We start from the raw sequence: 16,304 nt of genomic DNA on the forward strand, positions 1-16,304 counted from the left end.
CGGCGAAACCCGTGTGGCCGCCGGGACCCGCATCTTCCAGCCGATCTCCCACTTCCACTTGCTGTCACCGTCATGGATCCGCACCTGCGCGAACGAACGCTCTTCGGTCAGGCGCTGGATCTCGAAGGCGCGGAGCGCGCCGCGTTTCTCGACCGCGAGTGCGCCGGCGACGCGGCACTGCGGGAACGGCTCGAACGGTTGCTCGCCGTGCACGCGGCCACCGCCGCCTTCCTGCCTCAGCTCCCGCGCACGCTGGCCGGTTCCCCGACAGGCATGTCCGGTGAACAACCGGGTGAGGTCATCGGCCGCTACAAACTCCTCGAACGTGTCGGTGAGGGCGGTTGCGGGGTGGTCTATGTCGCCGAGCAGACCGAGCCGGTGCGCCGCCGGGTTGCACTCAAGGTGATCAAGCTGGGCATGGACACCAAGTCCGTGGTGGCCCGCTTCGAAGCCGAACGCCAGGCCCTGGCGCTGATGGACCACCCCAACATCGCCAGGGTGCTCGATGCCGGCGCCACCGCCCAGGGCCGGCCGTTCTTCGTGATGGAACTGGTCCGTGGCATTCCCATCACGGAGTACTGCGACGGGAACCGGCTCAGCACGCGGGACCGCCTCGCCCTGTTCATCAAGGTCTGCCACGCCATCCAGCACGCGCACCAGAAGGGCATCATCCACCGCGACATCAAACCCTCGAACATCCTGGTCACCGTCAACGACGGGGTGGCCGTGCCCAAGGTGATCGACTTCGGCATCGCCAAGGCCACCGAAGGAAGACTCACCGAGGCGACGATCTACACGCACCTGCACCAGTTCATCGGAACTCCGGCGTACATGTCGCCGGAACAGGCGGAGATGACGAGCCTGGACATCGACACGCGCAGCGACATCTACAGTCTGGGGGTGCTGCTGTACGAACTGCTCTCGGGCACGACCCCGTTCGAGGCCAGGACCCTGCTGTCGGCCGGCGTGGACGCGATGCGGAAGATCATCCGGGAACAGGAACCGTCACGGCCGAGCACGAAGCTGGCGACCTTGCAGGGCGAGGACCTGAGCACCGCGGCGAAGCGGCGATCGACGGAGGCGCCGAAGCTCGTGCGCCAGCTTAAGGGGGACCTGGACTGGATCACCATGAAGTGCCTGGAGAAGGACCGGACGCGGCGTTACGAGACCGCGAACGGCCTTGCGGCAGACCTCCAGCGGCACCTGGGCAACGAGCCGGTCGTGGCCCGGCCGCCGAGCACGGCCTACCGCATGCAGAAGGCGTTTCAGCGCAACAAGGGCGCCTTCGCCGTTGCCGGCCTCGTTGTCGCCGTGCTCATGACCGCCACTGTCTTCAGCGGGTGGCAGGCGCGGAAGGCGGGGCGGGCTGCCGATGTCGCCCGGTCGGCCCAGGAGGAAGCCCTGGCCCGGGCGCAGGCGGAGCGCGCCGCGAGGGAGGAAGCCGAGGCGCTGGTGCAGTTCCTGAGCGATGTGTTCCGCAGTCCGGACCCTGGCCGGGACGGCCGGACGATCACGGTGGCCGAGACGCTGGCGGGGGCCGCGCGGCGGCTCGAGACGGAGCTGGCGGGACAACCGGAGCGCCTCGCCCTTCTGCAGACCGCTTTGGCGGAGACGTACATGGGGCTGAGTTTCTTCCCGGAAGCCGAGGCGCTGATGCGCAAGGTTGTCGAACATCATCGAGCCACCGAAGACCACGATCCCACGAACAGCCTCAAGGCCATGGTGTTCTGGGCCGGTACGCTGCACTCCTCGGGAGCTGAGAGCGAGGCGATGCGATTGCGGGAGGAGCTGCTGGAACGGCATACCCGGCTCCTGGGTTCGGAGCATCCGTTGACCCTGAAGAGCATGGTCGCCCTGGCGGATTCCTATCGCCACTTCGCTGACCGCCGTGACGAAGCCATCCGGCTCCTGTCCGTGGTGCTCGAGGCATATCGCCGGCAACTGGGTCCGGATCACTTGCAGACCCGCGAAGTGCGCGTGGCCCTGGGCTGGCACGAGTTCTGGAGATCGGGAACGCGGAGCGCCGAGGTGGAGTCCCTGCTGCGGGAAATGCTCGACGAGTTCCGCAGGGAGAAGGGGGATGAGAATGTGGACACCATCCGGCTGCTGGGGGATCTGACGGTTTACACACAGTCTGGCGACGCGCTTCAACTGGCCCGGGAAACCGTGGAGCTGTCGCGCAAGGTGTATGGACCGGAGCACCAGGCGACGATCGACTGGATGATCAACCAGGCGCGCCTTCAGGCCGCAGCCGGCAACATCGAAGCAGGCATCCGCACCTGGGAGGACGCCGTCGTCCTTCGTCGGAAAACCCTCGGCGAGGATCACCCGACAGTCCTGCGAGACCAACTGATCCTCGCTGACTTCTACAGCTACGGCTCCCGGTTTGAAGAGTCCCTCCGCGTGTATGAGGAGAGCCTTCCCGGGCTCCGGAAAGTCCAGGGGGAAATCGCCAGCTTGAGCGTCATGATCCGCATGGCCGAAGTCTACGCACGCGTGGGCCGGTGGGACGACGCGATCCGCATGCGGGGCGAAGCCCGCGATGTCCTTCACCGACACCAGCCGGACAATCCCCACCTCGCGACCCTGCGGAAGGCTGTGATCGAGACCTGTCTTCGTGCCGGCCGACTTCTGGAGGCCGGGGAGGCGCTCGAAGCCGGTATCGGGAACCCTGGCTTCGACACGATCGCCGCCCAGGATCTGGCCACGCTCCAGCTTTGGTTCGGTGAAACGGAAGCCTATGAGCGATGGCGCGGACGGCTCCTCGACTGGGCCATGGGCGACACCAACTTCATCAACGGCGAAAGGATGGCCAAGCTCTCCAGCCTGCGACCCCACGCCAGCCCGGCGGCCTCCGAGAAGGCGCTCACCCTCGCCCGGCGCGCCGTGGCCCAGGGGGCCGGACACGAACTCCGCCCCTGGTTCCTGCTGAGCCTGGGCATGGTCGAACATCGCGCCGGACGGCTTGCCGACGCGGAGGATACCTTCCTCGCCGCAGAGCAGGGCGCCTCGTCCTACTCGGCGAATCCCCGGGCCCGCATCCGCGCCACCGCACGGTTGTACCGCGCCCTGGGTCTCCATCGACAGGGCCGGATCGAAGAGGCGCTGGAACGTTTTCTCGAAGGGGAAGCCGCCATGAAGACCCCGCCAGCCGGCACGAGCAATCCCTTCCGGGACGGCGAGAACCAGAATGACGTCATCGCCTGGCTGGCGTACCGGGAAGCAGCGGCGCTCCTGCAACCGCCCTATGACGAAACGCTTCGCGCGCGCCGCGCGGAAATCCGCCAACGCCTTCTGGAGGAGGATTTCGGGACCCATCCTCCGGACGCCCAGGCGGGCCTGACCCTCGCCGCGCTCCATCTCTGGACCGGGGATGCCGCCGCCTACAGCGTCACGCGGGATCGCCTGCTCCAGTGGGCGGCGGGAAATGACGCCCTGCGTTACTGGGAACGGGAGGCCGTGGCGAAGGCCGCCAGCCTGCAGCCCGGTGCCCCGGCGTCCGTGCGCGCCGCCGCCGTCGCGCTGGCACGCCAGGCCGTGGAACTGGGCGCTGCCGACGCGCATCAGCCGTGGCATCAACTCGCGCTGGGCATGGCCGAACTGCGGAACACTAACGACTCCGCGGCTGATGCCGCCCTGGTCGCGGCGGCGCGCATCACCGAACGGCCCGACCTGCCCCACGAACCCCTGGCCACCACGGCCAACCTGTACCAGGTCATCCGCTACGCTCTTCAGGGACGCACCGCCGAGGCCAACCGCCTTCTGGACACAATGACCGCCCGCCTGACCCCGCGCCCGCCGGCCGACCGAACCCTCCCCTTGGGAAGGGCCGATCGCGACCAGATCGTCCTCTGGCTGGCCCACGAGGAAGCCCGGTCGCTGCTGGATTCATCGGACGGAGAAGCGGCGCCATAAGGCGTCCCGGCACTCCGCGGGAGCGCCGCCCGGGGAGCGATTGTCTTCCGCCGCTTCAACGGCCTTGAATCTCCGATTGGAACACGTCTCGCCTGCCCATCCCGACAATTGTGAACGGATGGTTGTTGATCACGATGCGCCTGCCGATGAGTTGAGCGCGCGCGCCACCTTCTCGATGACAAGCGCTTGAGCGGCCGGCTGGAGCAAGAACAGGAGCCCCCAGGCAAGCACGCCATCGAAGGTCCGGTCGAAGAACCCGGACGCTTCGACCGTGTTTTGTTCGATCGGCACGCCCGGGAAGCGCTCGCGGAATGCCGCGACCATCGTCGGTGATGCATCGACGGCGTAGGTCGCAAGGCCGGCCTCCCGCAGGATGCGCGTGCTCGGTTCACCAGGGCCTGAGCCGAGGTCGAGGACCGTCGCTCCCGGGCGAAAGGCTTGGGCCCACGCCCGGACGGTGGCGGCGCCGACCGAATCGCCGACTCGGGCTCGGGTTCCACGTCCGGCGATGTAGATGCCCGCGATCCCTTCATATCCATTGGAACCATCCATGTTCATTGGCATCGATCCGAGTGTCGAAGAGAGCGGATGCAACGGCTCGCAGTCCACGGTTGGGGCTGATGAAGGTGTCTTCATGGTTCAGCGGTCTTCACGGTTCCCCATCATTCACTCCTCAGCGCCACCATCCGATCGACCTTTGCCGCACGACGGGCGGGCAGCCAGCACGCGAGCAGGGCCACGCGAATCAAGTGGCAGGCCACCGCACCGAGTGTCAGCGGGTCGGTGGGCGCAACTCCGTAGAGCAGGTTTCGAATCACGCGAGTCAGCCCGAGTGGGGCGAGCAGGCCGGTCCCGATTCCCAGCAGCAAACCCCGATGCCGAGCGCGAGCGCGAGCACGGCCACGGCGGTGAAGCCGGGCTTCTTCACCAACTGGCGGAAGGCGTACTTTAAATCGTTCATGGTTCGCGGTTTGTTGTTTGTCGTCAGTGGTCCTGATCAGACGTGCATGGGGATCTTGTAGGCGCTGGGGCGGCGCGGTATTGTCCCACCGTGAGTACGGTTCAGGAAATCGAAGCGGCCATCCGCTCGCTCTCGCCCGAAGAGCGGCGCCAGTTGGCGGAGGATTTGCCAGGGCTGGTGCCCGAGTTGAACGGAGATGCGAAGTGGGAACGAATCATTCACGATCCCCGTCCGCGTCCGGCCCTGTCGGCCCTCGGTGACGAGATGGAAGCCGAGTTGCGACGAAACCCGGAGGCTTTCCCAGAGATCACAGAGGCGGACTTCGAGCGAATCTCGTGAGTTCGCGCGGCACCGCCCAGTTCTGGGTTCTCTATCGCCATCTGCCGCTAGCGATTCGGCTTGCCGCCCGGAGGGCCTATCAACGGTTCCGCGAGAATCCTGCCCACCCAAGTCTCCGTCTCGAGCGCCTTCGCAATGATCCACGCTTTTGGTCGGTTCGCGTAACCCTCGACTATCGGGCGGTGGCTTTCCGCGGTGAGGACGCATGGATCTGGACGTGGATCGGCGACCACCAGGAGTTCGACAGGCGTTTTCCAAGGTAGGTGCGGCCACGGCGGTGAAGCCGGGGTTCTTGAGCAACTGGCGGAGGGCGATGCGAAGGTCGTTCATGGCTGTGGGACGAAAATATCCGGTGTTCAGTGTTCGGTGTTCAGGCCTACCGTTGGGGCCGTGGACGAGGCACCGGTGATCCCCGCCGAATGGCTGGCTGACGTTGAGGCCGCCGCGCGCCGGCCCTTGCGGCAGCGCCTCCGTTACGCGTTCGTCCGCACGACGAAGCCGGTGCTGGATGAAGCACGGTATCGCTGGTTCGAGAGCCTGGAGGACCACCGCCGCTGGTGCGCCGAGAACCTACCCAACTGGCTCGGTTATGGGCGCGTTTGACCTGGACCTCATCTTCGCGCCCGACGGCATCGAACGGTTTGCCGATGCCTGGCAACGGCGGGTAATGGTCGAGGGGTTCCCCGTCTGCCATCCCGACGACATCATCGCCAGCAAGGAGGCCGCGAACCGCGCCAAGGACCACGATCCAGAAGTCCGTCTCGGGTTGGATCGGCAGACCGGACCAGAAGTCGTACTGGGAACGCACCTGCCCCGGGGGTGGGATTGTGCAGAAGGACCCGAGGTTGTCCCGGCAGGTAGAAGGCAAGGGTGCTGGCCAGGTGCCGATGACCCACAACAAGCACTCCGGTGGGTGCGGGATCCTCCTCGGTCGGCGGCACGCTGGCGACGTCGGACGCCAGTTGGCTCCAACCCCGCAGGGGGGCGGTGGGGTCCAGGCGGCCCAGCGACATCCAGCCCGCTTTCACCGTGACCTCCCTCACGCAAGCCGCGGAACGTGTGGATTGGGACAACCTGACCGAGAGGTTGCCCCGTTCAGGCTCCGGCGATGAGCTGGACCGTTTGACCGAGGTCTTCAACGCGATAGTGCGCCGGCGTTGTGGCCGGCCGCTGAACCATGGGCGGTCCCTCGCGGGCTACGCCGATGCAAGTATCGGTGTCGAGCGACCCACTACTGCCGGGCGCGATAGAACGTCGTCTCTCCAAACGCGACGCTGTGGGGCGAGGCCGGCGAGCCCGGGACGTCCACGAAGGGTCCGGTGACGGAGCCGGCGCTCTGAAGCACCGCGCCCGCGGGCCAGGTGAGAACGACCCCGTTGGCGTCCCGGGCGATGGTGATGCGGATCTCCGGGGTGCCCGCCTGGGTGGCGGCCTGGTAGTGGGCCAGAATGCGGGCCGGGCTCAACGCACGGTTGTAGATGGCCACCTCGTCGATGCCGCCCGCGAAATGATCGGCCCAGCCGTTGCCCGAACTGCCGATCGCCCAGTCGCCCCGCGGCACCCGCAACGCCCCGGTGCCGGAGGCCGCGCTGGCCACTTCGACACCATTCCGATAGAGCCTCCAATGCGTGCCGTCGTAGCTTCCCGCCAGATGCACCCACTGGTCGCCGCCCAGATCGGATGAGGGAACGGGGAACGCGGCGACGTGACTTGCGATGACCGGAAGCTCCGCCGGAGCCAGGGAGGGATCGACGGTCGAGGTCCGGGAACCCACCGTGTAGGTGCCGTCCTCGATGGCGAGAAAGACCTCCGTGGTGTTGACCAGGGCGTCCTCGAAAGGATCCTCCGTGTAGTCCAGAAACCGGCTGAGGAAGGCGCTCGGGGTCTGCGGACCATGGGAGAGAATGCGGGCCCGCTCGCCCTGCGTGGCCTCGGGCCGGACCCAGGCCTGCAAGGTGATTTGACCCTCGAAGTCGAGGCCGGACGGATGGTTGAAACTGGCCCACTGGTCGGTCCCGTTGAGGGCAAGCCCCGTGTTGGACCCGGCGAATCCAGGGAAGGCCGGCGGACGCGGGCCCGGCGCGGTGTTGGCGGTCAGGACCGCACTGCCATCGGCGACCTTTCCGAGCGTGCCGCTGTTGGCCAGCGGATACTGCGCGGTGTCGTTGAAGCGCAGGTAGGTGGCCGGACCCTGACGCTGCGTCACCGGCCCCCCGGTCTCCTCGAGCTTCCCGGCAAACGGCGTGGACAGGACGAGGCTAGGGTAGTTGCGGCCCAGGTCAGCGTTGACACCCGCCTGGTAGTGGGCGCGGATCTGCTCGAGGGACGGGACGTAGTCGTTGTAGATGACCAGTTCGGCGATGTCGCCTTCGAACGGGTTGTCGCCAAGGCCGGAGGCCGCGTTGTAGGCGCCGATGCCGAGGTCGGACGGTTCGTCGAAATCCTCGGGAGGATTGCGGTTGGCGGCGTAAAGGCGGATCTGCTGGTCGGCCAGTTCCCCGTTCACATAGGCGGAAAGCGTGCCTTCCCACTGGTCATTGCCGCCGGGACTGTCCACGTAGGCGATCGGTTCCCACGTGAAGACGAGATGTTGCCATTCCCCGACGACGTAATCCACGCCGGTCACGACATCCTGACCGCTACCGCCCTGGCCGGTGAACATGCGGAAATTCCAGCCATGCCCCTCCGAGGGGGGATAGGAGAGGTTGGGATTGCGCTGGAAGATGACCCAACCGGTGCGGCCGGTGCCGCGCACGTAGCGGTTGTTGAGCGGACACTGGCCTCCCTGCCGGTCGCTCATCGGCCGGATCCACAACTCGACCGCGAAGGGAAGCCCGGCCTCGGGATTGTTCAGCTCATGGAACGGAACGGTGGTGACCGTTCGGCGGGAATTCCGGAAATTGTAGGCCACTGACCCGGCCGTGGTGTCCCCGGCCAGGGGCGATGCGGCCGGACGACGAACTCCTTCGGGCTGGTGGGTGGCGATGCCGGCGCTTCGCGCCTCTCCGAGATTGACCGACACATCCGGACCGTCGGTGATCTCGTCGAGGCGCAGGTACACCGCCGGGTTGCGGGATCGGATCAGGGCGTCGTAGGAGACGGTCCGGTTGACGTTGGTGGCGTTCTGGTAGTGCTCGAGAATCTGCTCCGGCGTGAGTCTGGCCGAATAAAAGGCGAACTCATCGATCCCGCCGAAGTACGGATTGAGGCTGGTGCCGTCCGTGTTGTTGTAGCTGCCGAGCGAAAGTGCGGCATCGCCGAAGACCGCCTGGGACGGATCATTTCCCGACGTGTTCGAGGCGTACCCGGGCGTCTCGCCATCGGCGCCACCCGTCCACTCCGCCATATTGGCTTCCTGGCCATCCACGTAGATCCTCAGCGTGGCGTTCAGGGCATCGGCGGGATCATAGACCACCACCACGTGCGTCCACTTTCCAAGCTCGTATGGGACGCCGCTGGTGATGTCCATGCCGGCGCTGGAACCGCTCCCCCGGAACATCCGGAAGTTCCATCCGACCGGCTCGCTCTCCGCGTGGTCGGCGTTGGGTTTGCGCTGGAAATAGACCCATCCCGTCCGGTCCGCACCCGGGTAGGCGTAGCGATTGCTCAGCGGCGCCTGTCCCGGGACCGCCTGATCACTGGAAGGTTTGAACCAGGCCTCCACCGTGAAGGGCTCGGTCCGGGCGGGATTCATCGCCGCGTTCCACGGGACCTGGGTGCGCGACGTGCCATCGAAGAAGACGGCCCGATTGCCGTCGCCGACGATCGCGCCCGGGATCGAATGCACCCGGCCGAGATCCTGCGTCGCATCGCCCGACGCCCCGACACTCCCCGCATTCCGGTTGACCCCGTCGCGCGAGGTGTCGTCGTCGAGTTGGTAGTAGGCCAGCGGTTGGTCGCTCTGGACCGTACTGGGATAATCAGCCTGGACGGACGTCAGACCGGCAAGGACGGCCAGGACCGGAATCCAAGGGCGGGAGGGGTGGTTCGTCATGGTGGTGGAAGTGGCGCCATTCCCAGACCCTCAATCGCATGACCGGGGCGGGAGTGGCCTGTTGACCGGCGAGGAGCGAGTGGTGCCGCATTGCGGGGGCAACGGCAAGCCGAATCAGCCGAATCAGCCGCCGTCGTCGGGGTCGCACTCGGAATCGAACCGGAAGGCGGTTCCACATTCCCGCAATCCGGTTGCGCCTTTGCCCCGGAGACCCCTTCAGCGGGTCCAACCCCGCAGGAATCCCACGCCTGTCGAGGGAAGCGGCACCGCGACGATGCCGGTCTCGTTGGTGGCCGTCGTCCAGGGTGTCCATGAAAGCAGATCCGGGGACAGCAGGAACTCCACGGACTCGCCTGGGCTTCCGATCCAGACCGCGACGACCTGACCGGCCTCGCCGCGTCTCGACTCCATGCGGGGCAAGGGATCGCCCTGAAGGCGGACAAGTCCCGCCAGCGCCTGTCCATTGTACCTGCTGAAAGGCCCGGCGAGGTAGATGCCTCCATTCCGGGCCAGCAACGCCGAGGTCACCAGGTAGGAGATCGGGTCACCCGAGGAGACGGGGCCGACTCCCGGGTCGAACGTGGTGTCGAGACTGCCGTCCGGATTGAGGCGTGCCACGTTGTTCCTGCGGATGCCATTGACACGATCGAACTTGCCCGCGATCAGCAACCGACCATCGGGCTGGCCCACCATGCACTGGATGGACGGCGGATTGGGGACGCCCCCGTCTGGCAGGATGAAGGTTACTCTGCCAAGCACTCTGGGGCGGTACTCGGGATCTCTTGTGCCGTCGCGGTGCAGTCGGATCACTGCGATCTCCACATCACCCGAAGGGCCCATCCCATCACTCGACGAAACGATCACCCCACCCTCGGGGGTGCTCACCATCGCGCGGCTTCCCACCAGGAAATCCGGCTCCTGAAAGGAAGGGTCCAGGCTGCCGTCCTCTCGGAGTCGAAGGATCAGCTTGGGGCGCACCGGGAAGACGGGCTCATAAAACGTTCCCAGGAGGTAGAGTTCGCCGCCGATTCCCTTCGCGATCGCAGTGACCTGGCCCTCGACCGGAGTCGTCGCGTACTCCTCATCCAGGCGGCCATCCTCGTGCAGTCGGACGATGGCGGACTTCACTCCTTCGGAAGTGGATACCGAGGTCCCTGCAACAAGGATCCTTCCGTCGTCCAGTTCAAGCAGGTGCGCCGCGGCGGGCCCTGGGCCAGCGTCAAACGACGCGTCCAAGGATCCGTCGGCGAGCAGGCGCGCGCGATTGGTGCGGGCGTTCACGCCATCGGTGATGCGAAAGGATCCCGCGATCAGAATTCTTCCATCCCGCAGTCCGGTCACGGCCCTGACCGACATCGGGTCCCCAGGAGGATTGAACGCAGGGTCGAAGCGACCGTCCGCGAGCAACCGCGCAAGGCTCGGGTTGGGAAGGTCCGGACCGCCCTTCAAGGATCCCGCAATCAGCAGCTTCCCGTCGCCCTGGAGCGCCAGGCTCGCAACCGACGAGACATTGAGGCCGTCGGCGAGTCCCGCACGGAAGGCGGGATCCGGCGATGCGGGTGGGGGGGCGGCGATCAGCGCGCCGCCGCCGGCCACCGCCGCAAGGATAAGGGCTGCCCGTCCTAAAACCAGGATCGGGACGAAAGGGCCGCAATGGATGGATTTCATGTGGTTTTCTCCCGGCGCGCCGCCGGTTGGAAGGCCGGTCGGCGGAGCATCGCATCACCGATAACCGGGCCGGGTGAGGAAGGCAATGAAATAATGACTACACAAGGAGTCTAAACGGAAGACGGGTGTGTCCGCAGATTGGAGCGGATCGGGATGTCCCGAATCATCGTGGACGGTAGGCGCGCCAGCTCTCCAGGGCTTCCCGTTCTTCCGCGGACAGGACATCGACCTCGAATCGTTCGGGCTCGCGAAGGTAGGGAATGCGGCCGCCGCGGTGCCAGTGGCGGGCGAGCCACAAGGCCGCCAGGGCGCCCAGTGCGATGCCGCCGCGCAGGACCGCCTGGCTGAGGAACTGGCGGCGGACCATGGGGACGACGGCGGGTACGGCATTGTCCTTCCGCTCCGCGCCGCCTGCTTCATCGTGGATCCGGGCGATGACCGACGGCCAGTTGACTCCGGGCCACGGGCGGAACGACAGGCGGTAGAAGTAGGATTCGCAGCCCTTGCGGGCGCAGTACCCCTGCCGCAGACGTTCCACCCTGGGGTCCTGCCCCTCGTCGGGAGGCGGGGCCGTCAAGGCCATCAGGGCTTCGCCGGAGACCTTCATGCCGCACTGGACGCACTCGCCCTCCGCCACGGGGCTGCGCCCAGCCGGGCATTCGGCGTCGCCCCCGGGGGAACGAGGCAATGCAAGCAGCGCTGTGGCCAGCGCCTGGAAGGCACGGAGGGGCACCACCTGCACCATGGGATCGACTCCGGGTGTCATCCGATTCCTGCCGGCAGCGGCGCGGTCCCGCGTGCCTCTAATCCGCAGCCGCAATGTACCACGTCCAATGCCGCGTTTGCTCGAACGGAAAATAGGGATCGGCGGTGAGCGATCTCGAGAAGTTAAAAACACCCGCGTGGCCGTCCACGAAGAGGACCGGGGAATAGAACCGGGCCGGGGCCATCCGGGGATCCATAAAGTCCGTCTGCCCGCGGTTGCGGTGCCATTGATACCATCGGGGAAGGAAATGCCGTGTGGGATGATGGCATACCTGCGGCACCGCGGGCGGTTCGTACATGAGGATCATGGACGCAGGATCGGGCACTTCGCTCGCGTCCAGGCCCATCAGCGGTCGGGCGACGCGGTGGCGGGTGAAGGGGGTCCGCAGTCCAGCGGGAACGCCGCCATTGAGTTCGTAACTGAATCCCCGGGTCTCCCAGCACGACGGCAGCAGGGTCGCTTCGGGATGAGCAACGCAATCCTGGCTGATCTTGCCCCGATCCACCGGGCAGCGATAGACCTCGGAGGTCCCAAGGTAGGGATGCAGATTGCGGTCCCTGGCCCAGCCGTGATTGGTTTGCAGGCAGTGATCGGAGGGGTCCCGTCCGCCAGAGAAGTGGAACATCTTCCCGCCGTGGTCATCCCATAACATGCGGGCGGCGAACCCGATCTGTCGCAGGTTCCCGAGGCACTGTGTTTCCCGGGCCCGCTCCGGTCCCCTGGCCAGGGCGGGCAGCAGCATGCTCGCCAGGATTCCCAGGATGGCGATCACCACCAGCAATTCAATCAGGGTGAAACCAGCCCATCTGCCATGGCGCGTCACAGTCTCGTGCTCGTGGTCGAACCTGTTCATAAGGAATCCATTCCTGTTCATTGGGAGCCTTCCCGGTTGGAAGGCGGCGGATCGAGGGTCGCATAGATGAATACTGTAATCCTTGGAGCCTCGTCAAGAGGCATCGTGCGCGGATGCCAACGCTCGGTGCATCCCGGAGTCGTGGGTGAGGAGGCAGCAGATCGGAGGGACGAGCTCCGCGAGTCCTCAGTTGAACCGCCTTGGGGTTTCGTCGCCCGTGCGTCGCACAGGCGCGGACCCGGCTTCAACGCAGCGACTGCGCGGAGACCATGCCGGCGTCTCCAATTTCGGCACGGAGTCCTGATGCCGATGTCATCATCCTCATGGCGTTGACCTGGATCCCGACACTGTGTTGTTGGCCGTCCTTGAAGTGGATCTCGATGGTGGTCGGACCGACGGGATCGTGGACCAGGACGAACGGGATCTGGCCGGCGAAAGTCCGTGATCCCTGGGAGTCCTGGATCGTGCCGTGGAACTCAGCGCCCGCTTCCCCGGTCAGTTCCGCGGAGAAGGCCCTGACGGACAGCGCCTGCAGTTCTGCAAGGGTCAATCCCAGGGCCGCCACGTCAGCGTCGGTGATCTCGAATTCGAACAGTTCGTCGGGAAGCGGCTGGTCGAAGTCGTAGAACTCGTAGGCCTGGAAGATCCACGGTTCCGCGTTGGGGGTGTAGTCGTCACTGAACCATTCGATCCTCCGCGCCAGGAATGCCGATTCGTCCAGCCAGACCCGCATCAGGTAGTTGGGGCGTTTGCCGCCCATTTCGGTTCCGGGCTGGCGGTATTCGCCAACCCAGCAGTGGGACACATCGAGTTCCGGACCGGCGTGCGTGGCATCCACGTCGGAGGCCGCCCTGAACACAAGTCCGCTGATCGCGAAGACCGGCGAAGCCAGCCTGTCGATGTCGAGGGGCTGGGCGTTCAACCGGAAGTGACGGTTTCCAGTGGTGCGATCGACACTCAGCTCCCAGTTGTCCCGATTCCAGAGGGTCTCGGTTTCGCGGAGGGTGACCATCTCCCCGTTGCCGGACGGAGTGGTCCCGGTGCGGAACCAGATTTCGGTGGCCACGAGCGGATTGTCGGGATGCTGGGAGGTACTGAAGTTCGGCCAGACATTGACCGGCTTCGAGCGGTCCCGAAGGACGGGCTGGGACGGGCCTGAGCGGTTGTATGTCAGAATCCGGACGGACTGGACCCGCTTCAGGTTCTCGCCGGCGGCGGCGATGGAACGTCCACTTCCGCCGGGAAATACAACCAGGCCTAGAATCAGCACCACGGTGGCGGTGCCAATTCCGGTGACGGGCAGCCAGAGGCGACGCCACCAGATGGGGAGGGTGGCGCTGCCCGTCCGTGCGTCGATGGCTTCCCCGGAGGACGGAGACACGTTAATGTCCCGCTCCAGCCGGGTCAGCAAATCGGCGGGTGGCTCGGGCGGAGGTGTGTTGCGCAGCCGGGTTTCGATGTCGTGGTCAGTGTTCATGGAGTCCTCGCTTCAAGGGTGTGTGTTTACAGGGTCGCCGGAGCGTTCCTTCAGGCGCAGGCGGAGGCGATCGAGGGCGGAGCGAAGCCGCAGCTTCAGCGTGCTCAATGGCATGTCGATCACCGCGCTCGATTCCACCAGGGTGAGTTGTTGTCCGAAATGCAGGTGAATGACCTGCCGCTCCTCTTCCGGGAGTCGGTCCACCTGCGCCCACAGCGCGCGCAGGCTTTCCTCCGTGGCGGCGGCCTGGAGCGGCGATGGGAGGTCGCCCGGCAGTTCCCGCCACCAGTGCTCGGACCGGGGGGTGGCCGGTCGATGGCGGCGCAGCCAGTCCACCCAGGTATGGTAGGCGATCCGGTGCATCCAGGTGCTGATGGACGAGGCTTCCCGATAACGCTCCAGGGATTTCCAGACCTTTCGAAACACTTCCTGGGTGAGGTCCGCGGCGTCCGCGTCGTTGCCCGCCAACCGGCGCAGATAGGCGTAGATCCGTGAGTAGTGCCCGTGGAGGAGTTGGGACGCGGCGTCGCGATCCCCCTGGAGGGCTTGGCGACACCACATGCGGTGTTGTTCATCGGAATCCATTCGGCGGACCTTTCAGCGTGTTGGTCGGAATCGGCGGGCGAATCGGCCAGACTTTCTTGCCTGCCCGGGGTCGAGCTGCGGGATTGATTTCCGGGCAGGGGTCTTCTGGAGTTCCGGGATGAAGACCACGGGTTCGAGGACGGGACGTCGCGTGACTGTGATTGCCAGCGGCGATCTTCGTTCCTCCGCCAACCGGCTGTGCTGGCCGGAACAGGCGAAGATGGAGAAGGCGCTGGGGAGGGCACTGGCGGCCGAGGGTTGGAAGGCGGTGCGCGGACACCCGGTGGATCGGGCGCGCGGGCACGGCTTCATCGATTCGCAGAAGATGGGGCTGGAGGTGTTTCGTTCGCTGGATCCGGAGTCCCCGTTGATCGTGGCGGAGAGCGTGTGGCAGTACAGTCATCATGTGCTGGCCGGGCTCACCACGCATCGCGGTCCCATCCTGACCGTGGCCAACTGGTCCGGCACGTGGCCGGGTCTGGTGGGGATGCTGAATCTCAACGGTACGCTCACCAAGGCGGGTGTCCCGTACAGCACCTTGTGGAGCGAGGATTTCACCGACCGGTTCTTCCGGGACGGCCTGCGGCAGTGGCTGGAGACGGGGCGGGTCCGGCACGACACCTCGCACGTCCGGGATCTGGATCGTGTGAAACTGCCGGCGGAGGACGAGTTCCTTGGGCGGTCGTGGGCGCGGGTCTTTCGGCAGCGGAAGGCGATCATGGGCGTGTTCGATGAAGGCTGCATGGGGATGTACAACGCCATCATTCCCGATGAACTCCTGCACCCGACGGGGATCTTCAAGGAGCGCCTGAGCCAGTCCACGCTGTACGCCGCGATGCGGGAGGTGACCGAAGCGGAGGCGCGGGAGGTGCTGGACTGGTACCGGCGCAAGGGACTGACGTTTCGCTGGGGGCGGGACGAGGCGACGGAACTGACGGAGGCCCAGACGCTCGACCAGTGCCGGATGTACATCGCGGCCCTGCGCCTCGCCGACGCCTTCGGCTGCGACACCATCGGGATTCAGTACCAGCAGGGGCTGAAGGATCTCGCCCCGGCCAGCGACCTTGTCGAAGGCACGCTCAACAACGTCGATCGACCGCCGGTGCGGTCGGCGGACGGGCGGGTTCTGTATCCGGGCGAGGCGCTGCCGCACTTCAACGAAGTGGACGAGTGCGCGGGCCTGGACGGGCTGGTGACGTACCGGTTGTGGCGGGAACTCGGGTTCGCACCGGAGAACACGCTGCACGACCTGCGGTGGGGCCAGGCGTTCCGGGGGGCGGGCGTGGATGCCTATGTCTGGGTGTTCCTGATCTCGGGCGCGGCGCCGCCGGCGCATTTCACGGGCGGCTGGAAGGGGGCGAGCAGCGAACGGCAGCCGCCGATGTATTTCCGGTTGGGGGGCGGGACGCTCAAGGGGGTGAGCAAGCCCGGCTGGGTGGTGTGGAGCCGGGTCTTCGTGAAGGACAACCGCCTGCAGGCGGATCTCGGGGTGGCCGAGGTGGTGCGGTTGCCGGAAAAGGAAACGGCCAGGCGCTGGCGCGAGACCACCCCGCAATGGCCGATCATGCATGCCGTCCTGCAGGGCATCACCCGCGACCAGATGATGGCGCGGCATCCCGCGAACCACATCCAGGTGGTGTATGCGCCCAATGAACGGCAGGTCCATCGCGCCTGCCGCATCAAGGCCGCCGCCCTCTCCGAGCTGGGCCTGCAGGTCCATCTCTGCGGTGAGGTCTGAGCCGTAGC

At 66.2% G+C, this 16,304-nt stretch carries 11 protein-coding genes and 1 pseudogene; 4 read left to right on the forward strand and 8 right to left on the reverse strand.

What is annotated here, in order from left to right; genetic code table 11:
- Positions 1–72 precede the first annotated feature (72 nt).
- Positions 73–1,287, forward strand: a pseudogene (locus KF833_01680) (serine/threonine protein kinase).
- Positions 1,288–4,044: 2,757 nt separating this feature from the next.
- Here KF833_01680 and KF833_01685 read toward each other — a convergent pair.
- Together KF833_01685 and KF833_01690 are read right to left on the reverse strand one after the other, a co-directional pair.
- Positions 4,045–4,551: a class I SAM-dependent methyltransferase gene (locus tag KF833_01685; protein MBX3743997.1), complete on the reverse strand. Its 507-nt coding sequence runs from the start codon at positions 4,549–4,551 to the stop codon at positions 4,045–4,047.
- A 187-nt stretch (positions 4,552–4,738) separates the two neighbouring features.
- A complete protein-coding gene (locus tag KF833_01690) occupies positions 4,739–4,876 on the reverse strand; it encodes a hypothetical protein (protein ID MBX3743998.1) in 138 nt (45 codons plus the stop codon).
- Between the two features lie 90 nt (positions 4,877–4,966).
- Between KF833_01690 and KF833_01695 the strand changes: the two genes are divergently transcribed.
- Complete coding sequence (locus KF833_01695; GenBank protein MBX3743999.1) at positions 4,967–5,215, forward strand: hypothetical protein; 249 nt, start codon at positions 4,967–4,969, stop codon at positions 5,213–5,215.
- Between the two features lie 390 nt (positions 5,216–5,605).
- On the forward strand, positions 5,606–5,818 hold the full coding sequence (locus KF833_01700; protein MBX3744000.1) for a hypothetical protein: 213 nt from the start codon (positions 5,606–5,608) through the stop codon (positions 5,816–5,818).
- Positions 5,819–6,446: 628 nt separating this feature from the next.
- Here KF833_01700 and KF833_01705 read toward each other — a convergent pair.
- From KF833_01705 to KF833_01730, 6 genes are all read right to left on the reverse strand, one after another.
- A complete protein-coding gene (locus KF833_01705) occupies positions 6,447–9,209 on the reverse strand; it encodes a LamG domain-containing protein (protein MBX3744001.1) in 2,763 nt (920 codons plus the stop codon).
- Positions 9,210–9,425: 216 nt separating this feature from the next.
- The gene (locus KF833_01710; protein MBX3744002.1) at positions 9,426–10,877 is read right to left on the reverse strand and encodes a delta-60 repeat domain-containing protein; all 1,452 of its coding nucleotides are present in this window, start codon (positions 10,875–10,877) and stop codon (positions 9,426–9,428) included.
- Positions 10,878–11,040: 163 nt separating this feature from the next.
- Positions 11,041–11,643, reverse strand: coding sequence for a hypothetical protein (locus KF833_01715; protein MBX3744003.1), 603 nt, complete (start codon positions 11,641–11,643; stop codon positions 11,041–11,043).
- Positions 11,644–11,680: 37 nt separating this feature from the next.
- On the reverse strand, positions 11,681–12,496 hold the full coding sequence (locus KF833_01720) for a type II secretion system protein (protein MBX3744004.1): 816 nt from the start codon (positions 12,494–12,496) through the stop codon (positions 11,681–11,683).
- 244 nt (positions 12,497–12,740) lie between these two features.
- The gene (locus KF833_01725; protein MBX3744005.1) at positions 12,741–13,973 is read right to left on the reverse strand and encodes a hypothetical protein; all 1,233 of its coding nucleotides are present in this window, start codon (positions 13,971–13,973) and stop codon (positions 12,741–12,743) included.
- A 12-nt stretch (positions 13,974–13,985) separates the two neighbouring features.
- The gene (locus KF833_01730; GenBank protein MBX3744006.1) at positions 13,986–14,534 is read right to left on the reverse strand and encodes an RNA polymerase sigma factor; all 549 of its coding nucleotides are present in this window, start codon (positions 14,532–14,534) and stop codon (positions 13,986–13,988) included.
- A 142-nt stretch (positions 14,535–14,676) separates the two neighbouring features.
- On the opposite strand from KF833_01730, the gene KF833_01735 reads away from it, so the two are divergent.
- On the forward strand, positions 14,677–16,296 hold the full coding sequence (locus KF833_01735; GenBank protein MBX3744007.1) for a fucose isomerase: 1,620 nt from the start codon (positions 14,677–14,679) through the stop codon (positions 16,294–16,296).
- Positions 16,297–16,304: the final 8 nt, after the last annotated feature.

The sequence above is a fragment of the Verrucomicrobiia bacterium genome (assembly GCA_019634625.1).
In the GTDB taxonomy this organism is placed as follows: Bacteria; Verrucomicrobiota; Verrucomicrobiia; order Limisphaerales; family CAIMTB01; genus CAIMTB01.